23 protein-coding genes are annotated in these 26,049 nt (G+C 38.4%); 1 reads left to right on the top strand and 22 read right to left on the bottom strand.

What is annotated here, in order from left to right:
- The first annotated feature begins 51 nt into the window (after positions 1 to 51).
- Positions 52 to 873 carry a mechanosensitive ion channel family protein gene (locus tag AAY42_RS08950; protein ID WP_055394353.1) on the top strand — a complete coding sequence of 274 codons (822 nt, stop codon included), beginning with the start codon at positions 52 to 54 and terminating at the stop codon, positions 871 to 873.
- On the opposite strand, the gene tsaB is transcribed toward AAY42_RS08950, so the two are convergent.
- The 22 genes from tsaB to sov all read right to left on the bottom strand — a co-directional run bounded on the left by tsaB (position 870) and on the right by sov (position 26,044).
- Positions 870 to 1,547 carry a tRNA (adenosine(37)-N6)-threonylcarbamoyltransferase complex dimerization subunit type 1 TsaB gene (gene tsaB / locus AAY42_RS08955; RefSeq protein WP_055394355.1) on the bottom strand — a complete coding sequence of 226 codons (678 nt, stop codon included), beginning with the start codon at positions 1,545 to 1,547 and terminating at the stop codon, positions 870 to 872. The two genes, AAY42_RS08950 and tsaB, sit on opposite strands and share 4 nt — an antisense overlap.
- Positions 1,548 to 1,563: 16 nt before the next feature.
- The gene (locus AAY42_RS08960; RefSeq protein ID WP_055394357.1) at positions 1,564 to 2,901 is read right to left on the bottom strand and encodes a TolC family protein; all 1,338 of its coding nucleotides are present in this window, start codon (positions 2,899 to 2,901) and stop codon (positions 1,564 to 1,566) included.
- Positions 2,902 to 2,941: 40 nt separating this feature from the next.
- Positions 2,942 to 4,054 carry an efflux RND transporter periplasmic adaptor subunit gene (locus tag AAY42_RS08965; RefSeq protein ID WP_055394359.1) on the bottom strand — a complete coding sequence of 371 codons (1,113 nt, stop codon included), beginning with the start codon at positions 4,052 to 4,054 and terminating at the stop codon, positions 2,942 to 2,944.
- A 39-nt stretch (positions 4,055 to 4,093) separates the two neighbouring features.
- Complete coding sequence (locus AAY42_RS08970; protein WP_055394361.1) at positions 4,094 to 5,350, bottom strand: ABC transporter permease; 1,257 nt, start codon at positions 5,348 to 5,350, stop codon at positions 4,094 to 4,096.
- A 2-nt stretch (positions 5,351 to 5,352) separates the two neighbouring features.
- On the bottom strand, positions 5,353 to 6,582 hold the full coding sequence (locus AAY42_RS08975) for an ABC transporter permease (protein ID WP_055394363.1): 1,230 nt from the start codon (positions 6,580 to 6,582) through the stop codon (positions 5,353 to 5,355).
- On the bottom strand, positions 6,575 to 7,276 hold the full coding sequence (locus AAY42_RS08980; protein ID WP_055394365.1) for an ABC transporter ATP-binding protein: 702 nt from the start codon (positions 7,274 to 7,276) through the stop codon (positions 6,575 to 6,577). Before AAY42_RS08980 ends, AAY42_RS08975 begins: the two co-directional genes overlap by 8 nt.
- A 96-nt stretch (positions 7,277 to 7,372) precedes the next feature.
- The gene (locus AAY42_RS08985; RefSeq protein ID WP_055394367.1) at positions 7,373 to 8,485 is read right to left on the bottom strand and encodes an efflux RND transporter periplasmic adaptor subunit; all 1,113 of its coding nucleotides are present in this window, start codon (positions 8,483 to 8,485) and stop codon (positions 7,373 to 7,375) included.
- 38 nt (positions 8,486 to 8,523) lie between these two features.
- Positions 8,524 to 9,783 (bottom strand): ABC transporter permease, encoded by a 1,260-nt coding sequence (locus AAY42_RS08990; protein WP_055394370.1) that lies wholly within the window; start codon positions 9,781 to 9,783, stop codon positions 8,524 to 8,526.
- Positions 9,784 to 9,808: 25 nt separating this feature from the next.
- Positions 9,809 to 11,053 carry an ABC transporter permease gene (locus tag AAY42_RS08995; RefSeq protein ID WP_055394372.1) on the bottom strand — a complete coding sequence of 415 codons (1,245 nt, stop codon included), beginning with the start codon at positions 11,051 to 11,053 and terminating at the stop codon, positions 9,809 to 9,811.
- A 113-nt stretch (positions 11,054 to 11,166) separates the two neighbouring features.
- Entirely contained in the window at positions 11,167 to 11,379 is a 213-nt protein-coding gene (locus tag AAY42_RS09000) for a hypothetical protein (protein WP_055394374.1), read from the bottom strand.
- Positions 11,380 to 11,922, bottom strand: coding sequence for a DUF420 domain-containing protein (locus tag AAY42_RS09005; RefSeq protein WP_055394376.1), 543 nt, complete (start codon positions 11,920 to 11,922; stop codon positions 11,380 to 11,382). It abuts the gene before it with no gap.
- Positions 11,919 to 12,668 (bottom strand): SCO family protein, encoded by a 750-nt coding sequence (locus tag AAY42_RS09010; protein WP_055394378.1) that lies wholly within the window; start codon positions 12,666 to 12,668, stop codon positions 11,919 to 11,921. Before AAY42_RS09010 ends, AAY42_RS09005 begins: the two co-directional genes overlap by 4 nt.
- Positions 12,649 to 13,281, bottom strand: a complete 633-nt coding sequence (locus AAY42_RS09015) for a hypothetical protein (protein ID WP_055397821.1) — start codon at positions 13,279 to 13,281, stop codon at positions 12,649 to 12,651. The genes AAY42_RS09010 and AAY42_RS09015 overlap by 20 nt, the downstream gene beginning before the upstream one ends.
- 70 nt (positions 13,282 to 13,351) lie before the next feature.
- Positions 13,352 to 13,735: a cytochrome C oxidase subunit IV family protein gene (locus tag AAY42_RS09020; RefSeq protein WP_055394379.1), complete on the bottom strand. Its 384-nt coding sequence runs from the start codon at positions 13,733 to 13,735 to the stop codon at positions 13,352 to 13,354.
- Between the two features lie 50 nt (positions 13,736 to 13,785).
- Positions 13,786 to 14,760 carry a cytochrome c oxidase subunit 3 gene (locus tag AAY42_RS09025; protein ID WP_055394381.1) on the bottom strand — a complete coding sequence of 325 codons (975 nt, stop codon included), beginning with the start codon at positions 14,758 to 14,760 and terminating at the stop codon, positions 13,786 to 13,788.
- 92 nt (positions 14,761 to 14,852) lie between these two features.
- Positions 14,853 to 15,434 (bottom strand): cytochrome c oxidase subunit 3, encoded by a 582-nt coding sequence (locus tag AAY42_RS09030; protein ID WP_055394383.1) that lies wholly within the window; start codon positions 15,432 to 15,434, stop codon positions 14,853 to 14,855.
- A 3-nt stretch (positions 15,435 to 15,437) separates the two neighbouring features.
- Positions 15,438 to 16,340, bottom strand: a complete 903-nt coding sequence (cyoE, locus tag AAY42_RS09035; protein ID WP_055394384.1) for a heme o synthase — start codon at positions 16,338 to 16,340, stop codon at positions 15,438 to 15,440.
- Between the two features lie 443 nt (positions 16,341 to 16,783).
- On the bottom strand, positions 16,784 to 17,158 hold the full coding sequence (locus AAY42_RS09040) for a hypothetical protein (protein ID WP_055394386.1): 375 nt from the start codon (positions 17,156 to 17,158) through the stop codon (positions 16,784 to 16,786).
- A 151-nt stretch (positions 17,159 to 17,309) separates the two neighbouring features.
- A complete protein-coding gene (locus AAY42_RS09045) occupies positions 17,310 to 18,014 on the bottom strand; it encodes an energy transducer TonB (RefSeq protein ID WP_055394388.1) in 705 nt (234 codons plus the stop codon).
- A 52-nt stretch (positions 18,015 to 18,066) separates the two neighbouring features.
- A complete protein-coding gene (locus AAY42_RS09050; RefSeq protein ID WP_175288744.1) occupies positions 18,067 to 18,420 on the bottom strand; it encodes a VanZ family protein in 354 nt (117 codons plus the stop codon).
- A 40-nt stretch (positions 18,421 to 18,460) separates the two neighbouring features.
- Positions 18,461 to 18,841 (bottom strand): glycine cleavage system protein GcvH, encoded by a 381-nt coding sequence (gene gcvH / locus AAY42_RS09055; protein ID WP_055394392.1) that lies wholly within the window; start codon positions 18,839 to 18,841, stop codon positions 18,461 to 18,463.
- Between the two features lie 90 nt (positions 18,842 to 18,931).
- Positions 18,932 to 26,044 (bottom strand): T9SS outer membrane translocon Sov/SprA, encoded by a 7,113-nt coding sequence (gene sov, locus AAY42_RS09060; protein WP_055394394.1) that lies wholly within the window; start codon positions 26,042 to 26,044, stop codon positions 18,932 to 18,934.
- Between the last annotated feature and the right edge of the window lie 5 nt (positions 26,045 to 26,049).

Genomic DNA, 26,049 nt, shown 5'->3' on the forward strand with positions numbered 1-26,049 from the left:
GTATTGTTGAAAAACAGGATTTAACTTTGCTTTGTCCTTATTGAAGTAATCATGGAAGAACTTAAAAACTTTGAACAACATTTGGAAAAGGCTATAGATTGGTTTTGGGATTTTATGCCCAATCTAATACTGGCAATTGTCATATTAATTGTTGGATTATGGGTTATCCGTTTTATCAATAAATTAGTTCGTAAGTTTTTTGAACGAAAAGACTATGATCTTACGTTGGAAAGTTTTTTACAGAGCTTTATTAGTATAGCCCTTAAAGTTCTTCTTTTTACTATAGTAGTTACCCAACTAGGAGTAAAATCATCTTCTCTTGTTGCCATGGTCGGTGCTGCTGGTCTCGCCATAGGTCTGGCGTTGCAAGGTTCTCTGGCAAATTTTGCAGGCGGGGTTTTGATTCTTCTTTTTAAACCTTTTAAGGTGGGTGATTTTATATCAGCCCAAGGTATTGACGGTAGTGTTAAGCAAATCACCATTTTTAGCACTAAACTGAATACGTTTGGAAATCAGGTTGCCATTATACCCAATGGGCAACTTTCTAACGGGAGTATCATAAACTACAATATGGAGGACACACGGAGAGATAAATTTGATGTAGGAATTGGTTATGGCTCCAACATAAAACAATCTAAGGAAATTCTGTTACAGATTTGTTCAGATACAGAAGATATTCTTAAAGAGCCAATCCCTGAAGTTTACGTAGGCGAACTAGGTGATAACTCCGTAAACCTCACCTTACGATTTTGGGCTAAAAATGATGTTTTTTGGGCTGCGCATTTTCATGTGATTGAAGAAACAAAGCTACGTTTTGACCAAGCAGGAATTGAAATTCCGTTCCCGCAAAGGGTAGTTCATGAAGCAGATTAGTTCTTTTTCTTTACCTGAAGAACAAAATCCTTTAAATAATAAGGCTCAAAATAAGCCACATCCTCAAAAATACCTTCTTGGTATTTATTGAAGGCAATTTGTGCCATTTCCTTTGCTGATGGAACAATGGAGGTATTAAAATGGAAATTAGTCGGCTTTAAGATTTCTTTACATTTTTCTGCTCCGCTACCAACAACATAAACCTTGGAATACGAACTAAATTCATTGAACGAGTTATCATCAATAATTTCTGCCCTAGTATCCCGAATCTCAACATAGCTTGAATCGTAAACTGCCGAATACACTTCCATGCGCCTTGCATCAAGAACAGGAATAATCAGCTCTCCTTTCGATACTCCAATCTGGTTGGCCATACTTTCAAGGGTAGGTACAGAGATTAGAGGCAGATCCAAAGAAAAACACAATCCTTTGGCAGCAGAAACACCAATGCGCAATCCTGTGTATGAACCAGGACCTTTGCTAATAGCAATTGCATCCAAATCTGAAAAAGATAAAGAAGCCTCTTCCAAGGCTTCTTTTATAAAAACATGTAATTGTTCGGAATGTGAATAGTTGACCGCATTGTTCTCTTTTAAACAAACAATATTGGAACCATCCGAAATACTGACAGAACAATTGGTCGTTGCTGTTTCTAAATTTAGTATTCTGGCCATAGCGGCCACAAAGATACTAGTTTAAGGAAATTGGAATACCAAAGTAGAACTCCAATATTTTCAGTCTAAAAATATAATCGTATTTGGTACGGATCACATCAGCTTCTGCATTGTCCACACGGGATTGCGCCTGACTAAAATCAAAAGAGTTCATCAAACCTACATTAAAACGTTCCTTGGCATATTCATAGGCCAATTTTCTGGCTTCCATTGTTTTAATTGCAGCCTCGTGTGCCTTACCAAAAGTAGTTACATTCACATGAGCTTGTTGAATTTCCGATTCCAATTCTAATTTGGTCTGTTCCAATTCTAATTGAGACCTTTGAAGACTTATTTTTGATCTTTTAACACTATTTCTAGTACTCCAACCATTAAAGAAGGGTATGTTCAATGTGAATCCATAGGCGAGACCATCAAATAGCCATAATTGATCCGTGAACGGAATAATGGATAAATCTTGTGGATTCAGGTTTTGGTCAGAATATCTTGTATTATAATTTATAAATGCTGATAACGTGGGATAGTATGCTCCCTTGGCAATTTCTAAATCCTTTTTCGCTAAATCAACGTTTGATTCTGATAGCTTAATGTCATTTCTAAAGGTCAATGCTTTATCAAAGATGACTTTTGCTGAATTATCCAAAATGTCAGAAGGTGGTATTTCAAATGACTCATCAGCTATATCAAAATTTTCATAATCGGTAATCTGTAGTAATTGCGCAAGATTTACTCTTGAAATCAATACCAAACCTTCTCCGTTAATAATTTGTTGTTCTTGGGTCGCGGCCGTAGCTTCAATTTCTAATAAATCGCCTCTTGGCACCACTCCAGATTCTACCAATTCCTTTGTACGCAACAAATCCTGTTCCGTAACTGCATATTGTGCCTCAAAAACTTTCAGCTGCTCCTTATTGGACAAAACTTGTAAATATGCATTAGCAACGTTCAACCTAATATCATCTTTAAGGTCATCTAGTTGGTATTGACTAGAAATTGCACTCAGTTTGGAACGCTGTAATTGCCTTATATTTCTAAGTCCGTCGAATATATCTAATACAGAGGTTAGATTACCTGTAAAGTTCAATTGCGTATTTACCGGTTCTTGTGATGTTGGATTAAACGATAGACCTACGTTTTCTGTCAAACGTCCATCACCATTCAACCTTGGCAACAAATTACCAATTGCATCGGATTTATCTATTCTTGCATTGTCCAGATCCAATTCTGCTTGCTCTATAGTAAGGTTATTCTCCACTGCATATTCTACACACTCTTGCAATGTCCATTTTCGCATTTGGGCACTGGAGATACATACTGAACACAATAATAGTATGATTGTTATTCTTGTTTTCATTCTTTTTTTGATTTTTGATTGATATTAATTGGTTGATTGATTAATCATCGGCATTGTCCTTCTTCTCCAATTTGTTCCAAACTTTGATTTTGTCATCTTCCTCAAGCCCAGAGACTATTTCAACATCTATTCCATCACTAACTCCTAATTCTATGTCTTTGCGTTCAAATTCATTTTCCCCTATTTCAATTTCAACAAAGGGTTTCTCTGTTTCCTTATCAAATTGCAATAGCGCTTCCTTGAGCGTTAGAACGTCCTTTTTCTCCTCCAAAACTATAGAAGCATTTGCACTATATCCAGCTCGCACATAGGTGCTGTCATTGACTACCAGATCACCTTCAATCTTAAACTGGACAGCTCCCTCAGTCTCCACTCCTTTAGGAGCAATGAATTTAAGTTTTGCATCAAATTTGTTCTTTTCCAATGCTCCAAGATTGATTTCCAATGGCATCCCAACATGTAATTTACCAACTTCAGCTTCATCAACTTCACCTTCAAAAATCATTTGCTGCATATCCGCTATTGTTGCAATTGTGGTTCCGTCATTGAAATTATTACTCTGGATAACCTGATCCCCTTCTTTAACTGGAATTTCTAAAATTGTACCAGATACAGTAGCCCTTATATTGGTGTTGGCACTAGACGATCCTCCTGCAGAACCTTTCCGTATGATTTGATAATCTGCACGGGCATTTTTTAATTCTTGTTGCGCTTGATCATAGGTTAATTGCTGGGTATTAAAGTCTTGACTGGCAATAACACCTTTATCAAACAAAGCCTTATTTCTATTATACTCAATCTTTGCATTGTTCAAGGCAAGTTCCGCATTGCGTACACGACCGGCGGCCTGATTCAGAGATTGTTCATTGGGAACAACTTTTATGGACGCAATCAAATCCCCTGCTTTTACATTGACCCCTTCTTCTAAATAAATCTTATCTATTATTCCAGAAATTTGCGGTTTAATATTAATCTCATCTTCAGGGATTACTTTTCCGGTGACAATCACTTTGTTTACAATGTCCTTTTTCTCTAAAGATTCTGTTTTATATAATTGAGCGGGAGTACTATTTTGCTTCAGAAAATATACGATTGCGTATAAAATTCCTATACTCAAAACTCCAATTAGCCCATACTTTACATACTTATTCATTATATTTTTTTTGATTGTTATCTAATTATACGTATTTGGTTATTCTTCTCTTAATGCCTCTATTGGTCTTACTTTGACCGCTTTGTTGGCCGGAATCAATCCTATGAGCACACTTAGGCTCACCATCAACAGGAATGATATTAAAAACTGGGGTATACTTACCATTGGGTTTACAAATGGAAAATCTTCACCGCTGCCCCACATGGAGTTTAAAAATGCCAATATACCAACGGAAATAGCAAACCCAATGAGTCCGGCAAAAGCTGTCAACACAATAGCTTCCACAACTATTTGTCGTTTAACCGTTCTTGGTGTTGCTCCCAGAGCTCTCCGTACCCCAATTTCTTTGGTGCGTTCTTTCACGGTAATCAAAAGGATATTACTTATGGCAATTACTCCAGCCAATAGGGTGAAAATTCCAACGAAAAAGGAAAAGCCTTTTAAAACATCGGTAAATGAGGTGATATTATTAAAAATCTCAGACATATCGAAACTGCCTATGGCTCTCTGATCATCTGGATGAATATCGTATTTGTTCTTTAATATTTCCTTAATCTTGTTCTCAACAACCGGGACTTTTGTGTTCGGTTCCACGGAAATGGCCATCCATCCCATACGGTCTCCTGTATTAAATGCTTTTTGAAACGTAGTGAATGGGATAAAAACCGCATTTTCACCATCAATATTTATATTATTGTTCGGCTTATAGATTCCCACAACGGAAAAGAACACCCCATTTATACGAATATCTTCTCCTATTGCATTTTCACCTTTATCAAACAACAATTTATAGGTCTCCTCACCTATTACGCATATTTTTTTGGAATCTTCTATATCAGTCTTGTTCAAAAACCTTCCTTCAACCAATTTCTTTTTGGTGATGTTGTCAATTTCAGGATAATCTCCATAAACCGAAGAGCCACTTGTTCTGCCTTCTCTATAAACCGTAACTGTTGCCCTATGGCTGCCCAATTCTATCCTGGGTGCCAATACTTCAATTTCAGGTATTTGTCTTTTTAATATTTCAGCATCCTCAATCTTATAACGTATTCTTCTACCTCTTTCAAAACCTTTATAGGGCTCAGAAGTAGATTGACCCCAAACAAACAGGCTATTTGATGCCGTTCCTGCAAAAACCTTATTAAAACCATTGCTCATGCCATTGGCGGAACCTAAAAGCAAAATGAGAATAATCATAGCGAAAATAACCCCCAGCATGGTCAAAAATGTACGGAACATATTCTTTCCCAAAGTGTGGAAAATCTCAACCCATAAGTCTTTATCAAATAGCCACATAATTATTTATCACTAAGTGCAACAATCGGTTTAACATTGGCTGCCTTTATTGCAGGAATTAACCCTGCCAACACCCCTGCAACAATTAAAATAATGGTTGCGGTGACCACGGTAGACAAACTGACCGATGGATTACTAAATGCCGGAGTATTAATGTTTGGTCCTATCAGAGACAATATAATCCATGCAAAAATCAATCCTATAAAACCGGATAATGCTGTTATGAAGGTAGATTCCAAAAGCACTAGATTGATAATTTGTTTGGGCATGGCGCCCAAAGCTTTTCTAACTCCTATTTCCTTGGTTCTTTCTTTAATGGTAAATACCATAATATTTCCAATACCGACAATACCAGCTATTAAAATTAGAAAACCAACTCCTATACTTATGGTATTCAACACGGCTGAAAAACTGCTAATGTCATCAAATGCTTCGGCGTAGTTCCAAACATTCACACCTGATTGGTCTTCTGGCGAAACCTTATGCCTTCTTTTCATGATATCCTCCAAACGCCCAGAAAATTCAAGTGCCTTGGTCAGGTCATAAGAAGGATTGTACGTCAAGGCAATAGCGCTAATATCATTTGTATTCCCGTAGGTCCTTTGATAGGTACTGATGGGCATATATATCCTTCGCTCCGCATTGTCATCTCCCTCATCAATAAATATCCCAATAACCCTGAACAGTGATCCATTAAGCTCAACAAACTTTCCTAGAGCGTCTTCTTTTTTGAATAAATCTTCCTTCACTTTTCGACCAATAATGGCCACTTTGGATTTATTCGTAAGGTCTGCATCATTAAAAAACCTACCTTTGGTGACAAGGATTTTTTCAATCATTTGAAACTCGGGGTGTACTGCCTGTAATCTGTACGAACCAGTTTCGCTTTTATATCTTGCTGTGGTTCCATTGTAATATCGAGCGCTCAAGTATTCAATATCCTCTGGAAAACTTTCCCTGATATAGTCAATATCCTCATTCTGAAACTGGATACGACGCCCTTTCTCAAAACCGGCGTAGGCTTTTGAAGTAGTACCGGGTCTTATAAAAATTGTATTAGTGGCATCATCATTAAACTGATTGGTAAAGCCATTTTGCATACCGTTGACGGAGGCTAGCAACATGACAAGAATAAATATGGCCCATCCAACAGAAAAACCTGTTAAAAAAGTCCTTAGCTTATTGTTCTTAAGCGTGTGAAATATCTCTTGCCAAATATCCCTATCAAACATACTGCTCAGCCCTAACTTGTTTTATTTTCTTGTCCTCAACAATAACCCCATCTTTTAGATGCACAATTCTTTTGCACATATGTGCTATGTCCTCTTCGTGCGTTACCACCAAGATAGTATTGCCCTCATCATTGATTTTTTGAATCAAGTCCATGACCTCATAAGAAGTGGTACTGTCCAAAGCACCTGTTGGCTCATCAGCTAAAAGCACCTTAGGTTCAGCTGCCATGGCACGCGCAATAGCGACCCGTTGTTTTTGCCCACCAGATAATTCACTTGGTAAATGTGTTGCCCATTCTTTTAGGCCCACTCGCTCCAAGTAACTCAATGCTTTCTCTTGACGCTCTTTTCTTCCCACCTTTTGGTAATAAAGCGGTAGCGCCACATTCTCCAAAGCGGATTTATAATTGATAAGGTTGAAGGATTGAAAGATAAATCCTAGGAATTTGTTTCGGTATTGGGCAGCCTTGGTCTCTGTAAGGTCTTTAATGGGAACACCATCTAAAATGTATTCTCCACTATCTGCGCCATCCAACATTCCCAAAATATTGAGTAAGGTAGATTTTCCAGATCCTGAAGACCCCATGATTGCGACAAGTTCCCCTGCCTCTGCCGTAAAATTGATTCCCTTTAAAACATGAAGGGAATTACTCCCCATTTTATAGGATTTGTGAAGGTCTTTGATTTCTATCATGATTGGTGATATTAGCTATCTGGATTCTTACTCCAGTAATAGGACTTACAAGTTGTTAAAATGTTACAAGAATTATTGAAATTTTTTGTTAAATAATCAATTGGAATTTTCGTCTTCTTCAATAGCGTTCCATACTTTGATTTTATCTTTCGCTTTTAGACCGGATTTTACCTCAACATAAATACCATCGCTAATACCCAATTCTATATCTTTTCGCTCAAATTGTTGCTCAGAAGTTTCAATTTCTACATAGGGTTCCTTGGTTTCGCTATCAAATTGAACCAATGCTTCCTTTAAAGCCAAAACACTATCGGCCCTTGCCAAAATAATGGACGCATTTGCACTCAAGCCTGCTCTAATAAATGTGGTATCCTGTTTCTTTAAGGTTCCTTTGATTTCAAACTGAATGGCTCCATTCTCTTCTTTACCCTTTGGGGCGATATAATCCAAAACGGCATCAAAAACCTGATTTTCTATGGCTCCCACCGTAATTTCCAATGGCAGGTCTTCCTTAATCTTTCCTACTTCAGATTCATCTACCTTGCCCTCAAAAATCATTTTTTCAACATCAGCAATAGCTGCAATGGTAGTTCCTTCGTTAAAGTTATTGCTTTCAATTACCTGATTTCCCACCTCAACCGGCACTTCAAGGACCATGCCGCTCACCGTGGCTTTTATCAAAGTATTTGCAGCGTTTCTAAAACCACTTGTGGTTCCTGTTTTTACAATATCATAGCGTTTGTTTGCCGCTCCATAAGATTGTTTGGCTTGATCATAAGTGACTTGGGCACGATCTAGATCGGCCTGTGAAATAACTCCTTTATTGAACAATGAAAGTTGTCTCTCGTAGTTTCTTTTTTGGTCATCCAAATTTATTTTGGCCTCATCTATAGTATTTCGAGCATCATTTAAAGCAGTCAAGTTGGGAACTACTTTTATTTTTGCCAATAAATCTCCAGATTTTACATAATCCCCACCTTCCACATAAATCTCTTCAATAACTCCTGAAATATTCGGTTTGATCAATACTTCCTCCAATGGCAATATACTTCCTGTAGCGACTGCTTTTTTGACAATATTCTGTTTAGAGGGTTTCTCGGTCTCGTAAACTACAGGGTCCTCAGAATTTTTTTGATACAGGTAATACATAGAGCCACCGAAAACTACTACGATGAGCAATAGGATAATAATGGTTACTGACTTTTTCATTTTTCTTTATATAGTTTGATTTGATTGATGTTTTGTTTTTATTCGTTTCTTAAAGCCTCTATCGGGCGCACCTTAATGGCACTATTAGCTGGAATAAATCCTGCCAACAGCCCAGATATTATTAAAATGACCAATGCTCCGCTCACAACTCCAACACTGACACTAGGGTTAATGAACATATCTACCGGGCCAACACTGTCCAACAGGGAATTAATGCCATAAATGACCAAAGAGCCAAAAATAATGCCTGTCATTCCAGAAATTATGGTCAGGAAAATGGACTCCATCAATATTTGCAATTTAATGGACCAAGGTTGTTCTCCCAATGCCCTTCGTATTCCAATTTCTTTGGTGCGTTCTTTTACAACAATAAGCATGATATTGCTCACTCCAATAATTCCAGAAAGCAGTACCATAATTCCAACGATATAGGCAATGGCTTTAAGCCCAACAAACAAGCTCTCTACTCTATTGAACTGTTCATATAGGTCAAAGTAGCCAATGGCCCTATTATCCTCTGGGTGTATTTTATGGCGTTCCCGCATAACCCCTATTATATTCTCCTTAAGTTGTGAAATGGAGCTTCCATCATGCGCCGTTATGGCCATCCAACCTACATCTTCCCCTCTGTTAAAGGCCTGCGAAAATGACGTAAACGGAACAAATATTTCCTTTTGGGCCTCTTCACCGTCTCCATCATTATTATTTTTCTTGTAGGTGCCAATGACCATAAAATTGACTCCGCTAATCTTTATATAACTCCCCAATACTTCCTCTCCCTTATCATAAAGTTCTGATTTTACACCTTGGCCAATTACAGCAACTTTTCTTTTTTCATTGATATCGTTATGATTAAGAAATCTGCCTGAGGTCACCGCCATGGGGTCCTGATTAATTATTTCTGGATAATCCCCATACACATTATAGGCCCCAACACGAATACCTCTGATTACATTGCCCCCTCCTCGAAATCCACCCAATTGATTTCTTGGAGATATAAATCTCAGATTGGGTACATTGTCCTTAATAGCCTGGACATCGTTTACCTTAAACTCAAAACTTCTTCCCTTTGGCAATCCCTCGTACGCTTTTGTAGTGCTTCGGGTCCACATGAACATAGTGTTCGTGGCAATATCTCCAAAATCCTGTCGTATCCCGTTCTCAAATCCCTTTCCAGCAGCCAAGAGCACAATCAAAATAAATATACCCCAGCACACACCAAAAGCTGTTAGGATGGTACGCCCCACATTGCTGGTGAGCACCTCCAAAATTTCACGCCATCTGTCTGAGTTAAACATACTTATTTATATTATGAATGAGTCCTTATTCATCTCTCAATGACTCTATCACTTGTACCTTTGCCGCCCTCCATGCGGGAACAAATCCCGCGAGTGTTCCTGCAAATATTAGGACCAATACTGTTGAAAATGCCACATTAAAATTGACTGAGGGATTCATCACATATTCAATTTGAACATGGGGACCCACAATTTCCAACAAAGCCATGCTAAAAATCAATCCCGTAAAACCAGAAATAGCGGTCACAAAAATGGATTCGTGCAAAATCATTCCCACAATAGACCAAGGTTTGGCACCCAGTGCCTTGCGAATGCCAATTTCCCTTGTTCGCTCCTTTACCACGATCAACATTATATTGCTTACACCCACAACCCCTGCAATAATGGTACAGATACCCACAAACCAGAAAAACAACTTCATGCTTCCAGTAATGCCGTAATAGCGCTTTGCTTCTTCCATGGCACTCCAAACCCTAACACCAGATTCATCATCAGGCGCTACCTTATGTTCCTCTTTTAAAAATTCTCTTAGATTATCCTTAAAACTAACCGCTTGTGCCACAGCTTCCTCAAAATTTTCCACAGGAGGTAACGTGTAGGAGAGGGTATTCAATTTATCATCTCCACTGAACACCCTTTGGGCCGTGGTTATAGGAATGTAGATGCGTTCTTCTTCACGGTCATTTTGTTCTTTGAACACTCCAATTACGGTAAATCTTATACCGGAAATATCAATAAGTTCTCCTATTGGAGATTCTACCTTATTAAAAACATCGTTTTTGATTTTTTTACCAATGACGGCCACCTTGCCCAAGGAGATTTCATCTTTATAGTTGATAAAACGACCTTCTACCGTTCCAAAGCCTTCAATAAATTGAAATTCTGAGGATACACCTTGTATGCTATAAACCAATGCTTCGTTTCCATAGTTGATATCTACATCACGAACAAAGACTCTGGGAGACTCATATTCAATATCTTCCTTGAACAATCTTCCAGCGGTTTCAAAATCATTGTTCTTAAACCGAATTCTTCGTCCTGGGTTAAGTCCTTTATAGGCTTTTGAAGTTGCTTCTGGCCACGCCCAAATACTGGTGGTTGCATCTTGTTTGAATTCATGCTCAATACCATTTTGCATGCCTTGACCAAAACCCAATAAAATTACAAGGATGAAAATACCGGAAGCTACAGATAGCCCAGTTAAAAAAGTGCGTAATTTGTTCTTCCGTATGGTGTCAAATATTTCTTGCCACCTCTCAATGTCGAACATAGTGGTTGGTGTTTGATGATTGATGAAATACGCGAGCGTACTTCTATATGACATAATCTACATCATATTGTTACACCTTGACGTTAAAAAAAATGTTAAATTTTTAAACTCTTTTAGTTTCGCATCTTTTTGTAGACAAAAAAGAACAGTCCAGCCACCAAAATATAGGGTATAGCCATTAGATAGACAATCCCATCGTTAATTCCTTCAGCGGTTTTCCCACTGGCATCACTTTCCACAACGGCCCTGCACATGGCGCACTGTGCCTCTACCATTTCGGGAAGCACAAAAAACAATAGCATCAATATGGAAAATTTAAGCTTCATTTAATGTCCTATATATTGATAGTAAGGTGAAATCATAAGATAAACAACTACACCAGTAATTGCAACATACAACCAAATGGGAAAGGTATATTTGGCCCATTTCCTATGTGCTGCAAAATCGTTCAAATAGGCTTTTGCATACGTTCTCAACACCAATGGAATAACTGCTATTGAAAGTATAATATGGGATATCAATATAAAATAATAGAGGTATTTGATAGCACCCTCGCCTCCATATACAGTACTCTCCGAGGTCATGTGATAGGTCACGTACATAACTAGAAACAATAAGGAAAGTACAATACAAGTGGTCATTAGGTTTTGGTGAACGCCTCTTTTTCCATTCTTTATGGCAATGACAGCAGCGACCAATAAAACTGCCGTGATTCCATTTATTGAAGCATAGATTGGGGGTAAAAACGACAATGGTTTCGCATTGGGAATTTTATAGCCAAACAGTAAAGCAACCACCACAGGAATTGCAATGGACACAATTGTAATCCATTTGTTAAAATTCTTTTCTCTTGCTACAGCTTCTTTCATTGTTCTTCCAATAATAACTTCTTAATATCTTCCTTGAGCATCGTAATCTGTTGGGGCTCTCCTTCTTTGCTCACACCTTGTTTCTCAGTAATAGTTCCACGATAATAAATCAACGGATTACCATTTTCATCGTATCTGGAGCGAATAAATCCCTGTTTATCAACTAATGCAAACATTCCTGAATGCTCAAAACCTCCGGGAGCATCATCAACTTCATTAGCTGCAATATAAAACCCTTCTTGCGCCAACTTATAGATTTCATCCTGATCTCCGGTCATTAGGTGCCAATCCTTGTCTGTAATGCCGTATTTTTTAGCATACTTTTTTAGTATCGTAGGTGTATCATATCTTGGGTTGATGGTAAAGGAGGCCACACCAAAATCTTCAAATTCATCAAAGGTATCTTGAAGCTCTACCAAATTCTGGGTCATGATGGGACAAATAGTTGGGCAGGTGGTAAAGAAAAATTCAACCACATAGACTTTCCCCAAGTAGTCTTTATCAGAAACCAATACACTGTCCTGATCTAAAAATGAAAAAGTTGGGACACGTCTTTTCTTTCCGTTGGTCAAAATAAAGCCTAAATCACTTTGTATTGACCCAATGCTCATTCGGTCTTTCTCAACTATGGTTCCACCCTTAAGTTTTTTGGTAATCTCATAAACAGCAAAGATTCCGAAAACTAGAATAATTGTAGATACCCAAACATAGGTGTACTTTCTCTTGTTAGTTGCTCCTGTTGGCATTGTTTTTCTTTAAGGCAAGACGGTATTCCGCCAAAATTATCTTGACATCGTCTTCCATTTTATTGTTGAGTTCAGCAACCGAGCTTGTATTAAACCCGTATTTAACCCCCTCATCCTCGTCATCGTTCCTACCTCTAAGGTTACGGTCTTTATCTATAATGAATACATAGGGAGTGCTTAGGTTTTTATCCAAATTAACGTTTACATCCAAAGTTTCAAAGAAGGATGCTATTTCCGCATCTGAGGCAAAGGCAAAGTTCCATTTTTCCACATCGGATAGCGTTCCCAGTTCTTTCTTTAGGGACTGAACTTCGGCCTCACTACCTTTGGAAACCAATATGACCATCTGAAAGTCTTTAAACTTACTAAACCGTTTGTAAATTTTCTGGTTGAGGTTAAAGGCATTTCCCTTTCTCCCCTTTACATCATTCCCAATAAACCCTAAAATCGTAATCTTATCATCAAGGGTAAGCTTAGTATCAATTGTTTCTAAACTGGGGATATTTTCTGTGAGAATGGGCAGCTTTCCAAAATTATTTACTCCTGATGCAAAGAATAGATAGGCCACTAATGGAAAGACAAACAAAACAACTAAAACAAAGGCTTTTTTCATTGTATTCTTACTGGTACAAAAATAAAAAAGACGGTTTGAAAAACCGCCTTTTATCACTGTTAATACTTTCTTAGAAGTTCCAGGCCAAGAAACCTTCCTTAAATACATTATAAATGTAATCCGCTTCAAAAAGCAGAATGAATATCAAATAGCAAACTAAAAATATTGGGGTCCAGACAATTGCTCTTCGCAAAGAACTCTTTTCATCGCGCAAGTGCATAAAGTCCCATGCAATGTAATAGGCTTTCACCAAGGTTAGGATGATGAAAATCCAGTTAAGCAACTTCATCCCCAAAAAGTAGTTTTTAGTAAATAATTCTGGTTTTGTAATACCTAGAGCTACTTCTACCGCTGTTACTATAGTTAGAAAAATAAGTACACCCCAAATTTTTTGGATGTTAGACTTGAATTTTACAAGTCCTCTAAAAATTTCCAGTTTATGCTCGTGTGCCATATATTTATTTTGAAAGGTTCCTGCCTTAACAGGAATGACATATTATTTTTTTATACCAAATAGAAGAATGTGAATACAAATACCCAAACTAAATCTACAAAGTGCCAGTATAGACCAACCTTCTCTACCATTTCATAGTGCCCTCTTTTTTCATAGGTGCCCAAAATCACATTAAAAAATATGATGATGTTTATCAACACTCCTGAAAAAACGTGGAATCCGTGAAACCCTGTAATAAAGAAGAAAAAATCTGCAAAAAGTCTACTTCCGTATTCGTTGTGAATAAGGTTGGCACCTTCAACAACTTGGGTAGCATTCTTAAGTTTAGCCAATGATTCTTGTCGATTCAACAATGTTTTCTCGCCTTCTTCATTTATGGTCTCGGTACGAATCAAAATATTTGGGTTCGCCTTAAATCCTTCAATCACTTCATTCAATGAAAACGAAGTTGTATATCCGTCTTTTTGATACCAGACACCTGCACTGCTTTCATGAACTATCCTATCCTCAGGCAAATCCTTGGAAAAATCCCTTAAGGCAGCACGCTCACCAGTATCGGCATTTACAAACTGAAGTATTCTACCACCCTTGGTTTCCAAAGCTCCGTAATCCCCTTTTATAAAAGTTGCCCATTCCCAAGCTTGTGAACCAACGAATATGGCACCTCCAATAATGGTTAGGAACATATAAAAGATTACCTTTTTTTGCATCATCTTATGGCCTGCATCCACAGCGAGTACCATGGTCACGGAAGACATAATCAGAATGAACGTCATAAAGGCCACATAATACATTGGATAATTGCCGTGGAAAAAGGGAACGTGGGTAAAAACCTCATCTGCAATAGGCCAAGTTTCTATAAACTTGAACCTAGAAAAACCATAAGACACCAAGAAGCCAGAAAAGGTCAAGGCATCCGAGACAATAAAAAACCACATCATCATTTTTCCATAACTTGCGTTCAGTGGTTGATTTCCACCTCCCCAAACGCTGTCTTCTGAACCGGTTGTTACCGTTGTATCCATAAAAAAGGTCGTTTTAATAAAACTTTAGCAAAAATACATCTTTTGGTGTATTTCAAAAGCGATTCATAAAGGAAAACTTCATGTATATGAATTTATTTCACGAAATACATAAACAGAATTAAATACACCCATAAAAAATCCAAAAAATGCCAAAACGTGGCTCCCAATTCCAATCCGAGCATATTGTACGGCATATATTTGCCCCTTAGTTGCTGAACCAGAACCACTAACAAGGAAATTAAGCCTGCTACAACATGTACTATATGTATGGCTGCGATTAAAAACACATAGGACATTTTTATACTGCTTGTTGGCCCTGTAAAGTAATATCCGTTTTCCAACATTTGTGAAAATCCAGAAAACTGTATTACGATAAATGAAATTCCCAGAGCCAATGTAACCAACAAAAAGAGGGTTCCTTGCTTTTGATCGTTCTTTTTAACAGCTTGTTTTGCCAATAGATATGTTAAACTGCTGAGCAAAATTATAGCGGTACTTATGAAAAATGCTTGCGGTAAATCCAGATCACTTATCCAGTCTTCACGGCTTCTACTTACAATATAGGCACTGGTCCATCCTGCAAAACCCATAATAAGGCTGGCAATGCCAAACCATAGCATCATCTTTTTGGATCGACTATTTTTCTCTTGTGCTGTTCCCTCGGTTAAATCCATTTGCTAACTAATAAACTTATCTATTACGTAAATAATCTGAATCAATGAAATATAGGTGACACTGGCCAGCATTAATCTTCTTGCAGCCATATTATCCCGTTTTTCATACAATTTGAACGCAAAAATGAGCATTACCAAGCCCGAAATGAGTACAAGTACTGCCGCGGGAATGGATAAATGCAATCGACCTGTAAAACCAAATGCGGGCATTATGGAGATTGCTATCATCCAAATGGTATACAATATAATTTGAAGTGCTGTACCTGTATCTTTTTTTCCTGTGGGCAACATTTTAAATCCGCCCCTTTTGTAATCTTCATCCAACATCCAACCCAGGGCCCAAAAATGCGGGAATTGCCAAAAAAACTGAATCATAAAAAGTGTTCCTGGCTCTATGCCAAAATCATCTGTAGCTGCAACCCATCCCAACATAAAAGGTATGGCACCCGGAAAGGCACCTACAAAAACGGAAAGTGGCGTTTTGGTTTTTAAAGGAGTGTAGACACTGGTGTACAGAAATATTGAAATTGCACCGAACATTGCCGTTTTTGGACTTAAAACATACAAGGCCACTACACCAAGAATAGTCAATAGAATGGCAACTGCCATGGCCGTGTTCACCGACATACGTCCCGAAGGAATCGGTCGGTTTTTGGTGCGGTTCATTAAGGCATCCAAGTCTTTTTCAATAACCTGATTGTATGCATTGGAAGCGCCAACCATACAATACCCGCCAAAGGCAAGCAATAGTATGGAGACTAAATCCAATTGATATGCTCCCAAAAAATACCCCGCAATGGATGAAAATACCACACTTACAGCCAGTCTGGCTTTGGTGATTTCCTTAAAATCAGTAAATAGCAAGGACCAGGATGTAGTTTTTACGGAACCTACGGCAGATTTCATCCACATTTGTATTGACAGGCAAAGATACTCCCAGAAATATTGTTTTCCAACCGCTTAGGTTGGTTTCTTTTCGTCATGTCGGTGCCCCGGTGTCATTTCGAACCGAATGGAATAAGTGTGAGAAATCTCATTGCCATTTTTCTAGATTTCTCAATCAATGCTTCGCATTTCATTTCGAAATGACTGGGTTCGGGCAGTGCTGTCATTTTGAGCGAAGCGAGAAATCTATACTGTCCCGGTTCTTCATTTAAAAACCAAAAGCCACAACAGTATTGTTATGGCTCTCTCTTGTTTTCCTTGCTTTCTCTTGACCGCCACCAGTGGCACGTGTTCGACTATGGCGGAAACTAGCGGGGTGCCAAGAGCACTTCAATCCAATTTAAAACCATATTCGGTCTCAATCACTTTTTCGTCAATTATTGGACCTATTAGACTATCCTTTTTTAAGTGTAAAATCCAATATCCTTTTCATGCATTAACTGTGCACTCAAATGAGAGGATTTTTTTAAAACTGAATCAACCTGATGTTTAAGGTCTATTGAATCCAAATTTTTAATATTTGGAAAAATATCTCTACCTAATTTTTCTTCAAGTCTTTTGCTATCAATCATTTGAACAAATAATAGATATTGGGAACTTTCTTTAACCCCAATTATATTGGATTCTAAAAAGAAACCACTAGTTCCATCCTTGGTCACAAAATTGTATTCCAATCCTTCACTAATGTATTTTATTCCATTTGGGTACTCCCTAACCAAATCTGCACACCCAATGGATATAAACAAAATGAGAACATTCATTGTTTTTTTGACTTTCATATTTCAATTAATTGTATCTCCTCGCTATTATAAGATTGCATCTTATGGCACTAAAAAGGCCAACAATAACTCAAAGTCAAAACTAAACAAAAAAAGCCCTAACGTTTCCGTTAGGGCTTTTCCATTTCTGCCTCGGCAGAAATAATATATTTTACTGAAGCTTAAATGTAATTGGAATACTAAAAGGTACTTTCACCGCTCTACCTCTCTGCTTGCCTGGTGTCATTTTAGGAAGCTTGTTGATAATACGTAACGCTTCTTTTTCCAAATTTTTATCCGGTCCACGCATTCTAATGTTACCAATGCTACCATCTTTTTGGATAACAAAAACAACATTTACCCTTCCTTGAACACCCATTTCTTGGGCAATCTCTGGGTAACGGAAATTTTTACGGATATGCTTTTGCATCATGTCCTGGAAACATTGCTTTTTATTGGATGCTCTTTCGCAACCTGGGAAAACCGGTACATCTTCAATTACAGCAAAGGGAACTGAAAGATCTTCATCAACCTCTTCTACCTCAACATCTTCAATTTCCATTACTTCCTCATCCTGACTGGTTTCCGTAGATTCAATTACAGTTTCTTCCACTTCTTCCTCATCTTCAACAACCTCGATGATTTCTGGTGCTGCTGGTGGTGGTGGTGGTGGTGGAGTTTTTATCTGCTCCGTCATTGGCACCTCTTCGTCCAGCTGGTCCTCAACATTCATTGAAATGTCATAATCACCGCTATTATCGTATTTTTTCCACTCCATGGCTCCATAAACCAACCCCAAAACAGCGGCCAGCCCTATTACGAAATAGAGTGAACTGTTTTTTCCTACATCTGCTTTTGGATTCTTTTTTAGTTCCATCGTTTTGATTTTAGTGTTTGCTAATTTAAATATTAATTGGTTAAATAAGCAATTAAATTTTCCATTTTAACGGCCTTTCTTTAGAAAAATACCACTTAATTAAGCTTATCCCAAGAAATGCGCCAATTGAATTGGCCAAAACATCGCCTATTTCAGCCATGCGATCTGTTGTAATCGCATATTGTAACACCTCAATAAATATGCCATACCCTATGGCCAAAAGCAAAATCACCAACACTGCTTTGGACAATTTTATCCCACCTCTTGTACGTTCCCGTAAAAAAAGGCATCCCAGTAGGGCAAAAACAAAATAAAAGAAAAAGTGTGTAATCTTATCTGCATAGGGAATGTTTACTTGTCTCGTATCCAAACCTGAAAAAGAAAATAAGCTGAGTATGGTTATCACCAAGACCCAGCTTACAAATGATATTAAAAAAATATTTTTTTTAAGCACCTACCATTGCCTTATACTCTTCATCACTCATTAAACCTTCAACTTCCGAAGCATCACTTATTTTAATCTTGATCATCCAGCCATCACCATAGGGGTCCGTATTCACCTTCTCTGGTTCATCTTCCAAGGTTTCGTTAAACGCAATAATTTCGCCAGTCAATGGTAAAAACAAATCGGAAACCGTCTTTACGGCCTCCACAGTACCAAATACCTCATCTTTGTCCAAAGTTTCATCCAAAGTCTCTACTTCAACATAAACGATATCCCCCAATTCTCCTTGGGCAAAATCGGTAATGCCAACGGTAGCTGTATCTCCGTCTATTTTAACCCACTCGTGATCTTTGGTATACTTTAATTCTGCTGGAATGTTCATTGTCTTATTTTGTATTAGTCATAAGACAAATGTAACGGATTGAATATAGCTATTCAAGTAAATTTTATAACAAAATATTCAGTTTGAAAACTAGTTCCCAAAATTATACCTTATGGTAAAACCGGCATTAATGGTTGTCTGTGGGAACGCCGTGGAGACCGCAAACTGGGAAAAGGAGTGATCATAGAAGAACAGCGCATTCAAGCTTTTGCTCAATGCATAATCTGCCGTGAACTTGATGGACATTAATTGTTGACCGGAAGTAATTTGATTGTTATCAATATCGAGGTTTCTTATGATTGTAATATTATCCCTTAGGGATAAATCTGCTTTTAAGTTTAAATCGCCTTTTAAGCGCGTTTTTTCACCACCTATGTTGGTCACAAACTTTACATCTTTAAAACGGTAGCCCAATCCAAGGGTATATTCCTTTCCGTTGATTTCTGTAAGGAGGTTATTATCGAAACTTAGAGACAACATTCTATCCGTTCGGACTTCAGCTACAAAGCTAAAGGAATTCTTCATCTCAAAATCCATACGCATTAAGGGATTAAATTCATCATTGAGCACAACATTGTTAATTATGTTCTCCGGCAATAAATCACCAGTGTCTGGATCGGTTGTGGTATTCTCTCTTTCCAGATTGGTTTGAAATGAGTTGATACTGTAAGCGGCACGATACCCGTGACTTAATGAAAAACGTTTGAATTTCTTTTTGAACCATCTATTCTTCATCAATCCGGTATACTTAATGTTCCAATTTGGAATTGGAATTTCCCTGAAGGCATCCAAATTTACACGGTCAACATCTTGACCAGTATAGGCAGCAAAGAAAGCGGGCAACAATACTTCTTGTTGCGTTTTTCCATATAACTCTGGAAAACCATCTTCATCCAAAGTGCCCGGGGTCTGTCCCCTGTCCGAAACCAATCTGTTGGCAATGGTGATCCTATTTTGTTTAAATGTCTCAAACGTTTCCGAATCAAATTCATCGCTTTTATTGAACACCGTTCCAATCATAACTGTTGAGATGCTAAAATTCCCCAACTCATTAACAAGTCCATTCTGATTGTTTATCCATTCTTGCGGGCTATAATTTTCTTGAGTACTGCTTGAAAATTGCCTGTCGGCTGTAAAATCAATGGTCAAATCTTGGGTGGGATTAGCAGTAGCAGCAAGGTTTAATTGTTTATTTGTGTTTTGCATATACTGGGAATTAAACTCAGTAAATGTGGTCAACCAACCATTACGTGCAGCTTCAAAACGCACATCGGCTTGGCTACCAAAAACAAATCCCAATGTTGGCCGCGCCGAACCAATAAAACCTACAGATTGTGTATATCCTGGAAGTACGGTACCATTATTTTCACTGTAGTTTACATTCACCCGTTTTACCATGGTTACAATGTCCACCAAAGTATTAAAGGCTTTGCTCGTCTTTTTTGGTGGTTTTTCGTCTGTTTCGGTTGATGCAGGATTTCCTGCTTTATCCCTTCGTACCTGAACTTGATTCGCTGTAACTTTGCCATCTCGCTTTTTCAACCCCAAAAAGTCGTAAAAGCGTTGCATCGTCAAATTTGCCGTTATGGTATGGGTATTGGCATTTTGAACTGTATTTATATTCTCTCCTGAAACCTCAATCAAAGCATCTCCGCCACGTTGCCAGTCAAAATTACTGGTATAGGTGTATTGGGCATTCATAAAATCCAAAAACGGAAATTTATTGAAGGGCAGTTCATAGTTCAGTTCCATACGTTGCGAATGTCGGTTTGGTTCTCCAACATCAAAAAAGCCATCCCATAAATTCAAATCTGCATTTATACCAGAATCCGAATCATCATCCACATTAAAATAATTCCTTACTATATTATTGTTGGATGCCGTTAAATTTAAACGCAATGACTTTGAAATACTGTAATTTAATGCATATTGCCAATTAAACAGGTAATTACGCTGTTGCAAGAGCGGCAATTCCAAAGCTTCAACTCCCGGCTCCAAAACATCCCTAAAACGCTGTTGGTTAAAAGATCTATTGTAGTTTGCATTGACCGATAAACTTGTAGGCAATACATTAAAATTCAATTCTTTTAACCATTGCCAGTATTTTCCAGTGAACAGTGAATCCTTTTTGGCAAATGGAGCTACAGGGGCTGGTTTAAAATTATGGTTATACACAAAACCGGTGGTCACATTTTGATCCCGTAGATCTGCAACCTCAAAATCCCTGTGATTGGTTTCATTATAGGAATAATTGAAGGTAAAGTTTTCAACGTCAAAAAAGTTCTCTTTTGCTTCCTCACCTCTATTTTTTCTAACCCCAATAAGGTTGATGCTTCTTCTTTTGGTATAGTCTTCTGCCTGTGTCCTTATGGTCTCAGCATCTTCTGGGGTTTCGGCTGCTGCAATACGGTCCTCCAATTTTAAATCATCGTATACTGGATCAAACTCTGGAGTTATCAAACTTTCAGAAATGCCATAATTGAACGGTAGCTCAAGCCCCCATTTCTTTGGAAACAATTGTCCCACATTTATATTGGTTACCACATCGTAAGATATGGCATCTTCCCGTGAACGCTCGTTGGGCATTTGATCAATGGAACCAAAACCAGAAGTACTTCTACTTCCTGTTGCCGTAACATTTGCAAAATCTGCCATGTTTGCGTCCAAAGCAGCAACTGCGGCCCAACCTCCATTGTTATCCAAACCGGCCAATCGTAGTTCGTTGAACCACACTTCCCCTCTTGCTGGCAGATCATCAATATTTTTAATACCCACCATCATACCTCTAATACTTCCCAGAGATGGGTTACCACGTATTCCTATCCGAAGCCTTCCCAAAGTTCTGGGGGCAAATTCATCTACCGAAACCACCTCTCCATCAACTACCTCGTAATAATTAATTTGACTTAGGGTTTGCGATGCTATTCCTTGAGATTTTACTTTATTCAAATCGCTCAAAGCAATATCAATTTCGTTGACGTCGGGCCAAATTTCATCTTCAGATGTTGCACTGAAGGATGTAAGTTGAAGCGGCAATTCTATTTGATAAAAGTTCTCTGAAAAATCCGTTCCAATTCTAAGGAAACCGACCAATGGGGTATCGTCGTCTGAATAATCGCTATTTAAAATTTTCTCGGCGTGCATAAACATTTTAATACGTTCATACTGGCGTACATCAATATTTACATTTTTAAAAACACCCCGTGAATCTTGGGATTCTAAGTTTTCGACCACAAAGGAAAGCGATTGCTCGTTTTGGCGAATTATAGTATTGTTATTGTTCAGTTGTTCCCTGACCACTCCCGGAGGCAGAACATACGGAATCGGCTGCCGCCCAAAATTTTCCTCAATATTTACCGTATTCACATCGGTTACGGTACCATCATCAGATGGATCGTTGTCCACATCGGGTTGTAACGAGTTCGTATATGTTCTCCAATCTCCCCGTACCAAATCCAAAGTAGCAAACCGTAGTACAACATCATCCGTAAATCCGGTGAGGTACATTCGCATAAAACTAACAGAGCGAAAATCCGTTATTCCACCCACAGCATCCGTAAAATCACTTAATGGAATCTTATATTGAATCCATCTTCTGTTCAACTGGGTTCCATTTGGAAGTGTTGATGTCAAACCTTCACGAATATCAGTTACATACTGATCGTTAATGGTTGTATTTGGCTTTATTTGGATTCGATACTCATAATAGCTATTCACCGTGTTCATGGTTAAATCCCTATCAATATCCTCCACATCAGGTAAAGTAGTAGATCCCCTATTTGTATTGGTTACGGCAACAGGTGAATTTCCATCTGGGTTATTAAAATCCAAATAACGCTCTAGAATGCCACCTTCCCTATTCAAATAATATTCATAATTATCCAGGGCGGGGTCATCTCCAGGACCATAAATAGCTTGCTCAGCAATATCGTCCAATCCATCTAAACCAACATCTTGTAATGTCCTGTTCGTTTCGTCTGCATCAAAGGCATATACCAGAGATTGGGTTGAGGGCACTTGCCCCCAGATTGTCTCTCTTGGAGTTTCACTATTGGTGCTTGCAGGCAGTCCGTTTTCATATTGTTTACGGCCGTCTTTCAGTATATCTTCGGAGATATTACCTAGATTAAATACCAGCTCACCATCATTGACACCATTGGTTTGTCCATCTATATATGGATCCAACACCCAAAACTGGACAAATTCCACATTGGATTGTTCAAAGTTGGTACTGCTCAATGGACGCATAATACCAGCCCATTTGTCATCCGGAGTTTCCGTTGCAAAATCAGGATTGGCATTGTAGGGCCCTTTTTGGTTTGGGTAATACACCAAATCCAAAGTTCCCTGAACGGTTGTTTGCCCTTGGGCAATATCGGTTTCCGAAAAGACCTCATCTATAAAAACCCTTCGAGTGGTATTTAAAGAAATATCATTATCTGACATGCTTGAAGGCCTTTGGTTGGTGTAAAAAATAGGATCAATGGTGTACCAAGACATTTTTGCACGTTCATAGCCTACATCTATATCAGTTCGGTCTTCCAAAAATTCAACCGGGGGACTTGCCAAAAACCACCCCAAGGACGACCGTATATCTATTAGGGCCTGTGCTCCTTCAAAATCGTCTATATAAGTTGTGGTTTCCCCTTGAAAATCAGCATTCTTTGGCGAATTGGGCTTTAAAAAAGCTACTTCACCCCGTATGGAAAGGTTTGAGGGGACATCAGTATCTATGTTTGGCAACTTATTGGCCAATCGTGTTAAAAAGGGAATTTCCGTACTGAAATTTCCATTGAGGCCAAAAATGGTATTGTTAACAGGTTCTACACCATAATTGGATTTTTGCGTTAGAGGTCTTTCATTGAGATTCAACAAGGTTCCTCCCAATACAAAGTTTTCATTGAATTGATGCTCCACATTGATTCCCGTAAATCTTCTTGTCTGCTGTCCAAAAACCGCATTATTTTCTACGGAAATATTGATAGGTGTATCGGATGCTTCCAGACTTGGATCCAAAATTTGTACTGTACCTGCCAGATAATTCACCGTATAGTCTATCCCTTCCTGCAACTGACGACCACCTGCCGTAACCCTTACCGAACCTTGTGGAACATTAAAGGCACCAATTGGAATGCCATTGCTTCCCTCAGATTTATAACGCCCTTTTAACTGAAACCTATTCTTTTCCGCATCCTGTAGCGAAGCCGCCTTTGTCTTGGCATACATATTACGGAATACATATTTCTGTTGGTTTTCATTGTATCCCTGATCATTATCAACATCATAGGTTCCCCCTCCCAGTTCATTGAACAAGAATTCTCCGAAAGGTTCAACCTTGGTGAAAATAATACGTCCGGATTGGGTATCGATAGTTATACCAGGTACATAATCAAAAAAACCATCACCGCCCGGTTGCACATCATTGTACACATTGAGTCGGTCCAAATTGAATATGTCTATCAGAATACGTTCTTCAAAACCTGTAGGCCAACCCACATTGGGGTCTACTGGTGTAATATAGTTTCTAGGTGTGGGGTCAGTATAAAGAATGTTTAACTTAAAGTCTTCTTGGCTTAATTGAAAGGCTCCAGTTGCGTAAATATTTTTCATCATCAAATCCCAAATAGGATCTTCTACGTTGGTGATATTACTTTTAAGTAATTTCAAAATCAAGGTATTGTTCTCAACAATTGGATTTACCCCTCCTGAAACGGTAGTGGCATCCACGCTTCCATTGGCAAATTCCCCCACCTGAAAAACTTCACCATTGAAGGTATATTGAAACGCAACTCCCAAAACCTCATCATTGCTCAGCCTTTGGTTAAGCGAAATATATCCCAATTGTGCATCAAATTGATAGTCTCTGGTCAATTCCAGTTTTCGGGCATTTTCTAAAATAGCATAATCAAAACCTTGATTTGCCGTTACTCCAAATCCGGATTCTACAGTGGCAATATCCCGAATGGATGACGTTAACTGCCCTCCATTACCAATTAAGGCTGGATCAAAATCATTGGCTCCGTTACGGGGCAAAGCTCCCATTTCAAAAACGTTGAAGAACCCTGCAGGAGCATTTCCTTCTTTTCCAATCCTGGTAACTTCCCTTCCATCGACACCTAACTCCACTTCTCCCAAATCCTGAAGCGCAACAACGTTCCTAACGTTTAGCGTTTGCTGGTTACGATTGGTGATCCATACTTCCAAACGGGTAATTTGTACTTGACTTTGGATGAAGGGATAATTTGTTAGTGCAGCATCGTAATTGTCCCTAAAATATTGGGCCAAGAAAAAGTGTTTGTCCTCATCATAATCCAAGGCAGTAAGAGCAAATTCATTTACGGTTCCACCTCCTTGTGCCACCACAGTATTATTTTGTGATTGTTGTTCCGAGAAAACTGCGGTTACTGTGGTCTTTCCAAACTGTAATTGTGTTTTTACACCGAAAAGGCTTTGCGCTCCCGTAATAAGAGAACTGTTCAAGGGCATATTTACATTTCCAATCTCAATTTTTCTTAGAATATCGTCTTCTGTTGGCGTATAATCTATTTTGACCAAATTTTGGAAGTCAAAAGTTGCCTCCGTGTCATAATTAGCCGTCACCAGCAAACGCTCTCCAACTTTTCCTTGTAGACTTAAACTAATTCGCTGATCAAAATCAAAAGAAAGATTGGTTCTATTTCTAGGTGAAAGTGCCGGATTGTCATTTTTTTGCCATAAAACCCCCAAATCCATAGCTACAGAACCTTGCGGAATTACTTCGATCGTATTCCCTCCAAAAATGGATTCAAAAAAGCTACTATTTACATAGAAATTAGGCAAGAGATTCTTTCTGGCTTCTTCACTCCCCTCTTTCTTACCTGTAAAGGCATCTATTTTTTCTTTGAAATAGGATTTCATTCGTTCTTTTCGAACGAGCTCGAAATATTGATCAGGAGTAAGTATTACAGGATGGTTTACATCAAAATCCCCAACGCTTTCCGTGTAGATATAGCGATCAAGTTTAGGGTCATACGTGTATTTAGCAATAATGCTATCAGGGTTTTCCAATATCAACTGCCCAAGTGCAACACCCGTTTTTACCGAATCCTGAACTTGTTCATTGGTTTCTTGCCCCATTAGGTTAGTGGCTATCAGAAAACATACAAAAAAGAAAAAGTACCTAAATCTTAATGATTTAAGTATTGGTTTTGCCCCTCTTTTCAAACTAG

This window comes from Flagellimonas eckloniae, assembly GCF_001413955.1.
GTDB lineage: Bacteria > Bacteroidota > Bacteroidia > Flavobacteriales > Flavobacteriaceae > Flagellimonas > Flagellimonas eckloniae.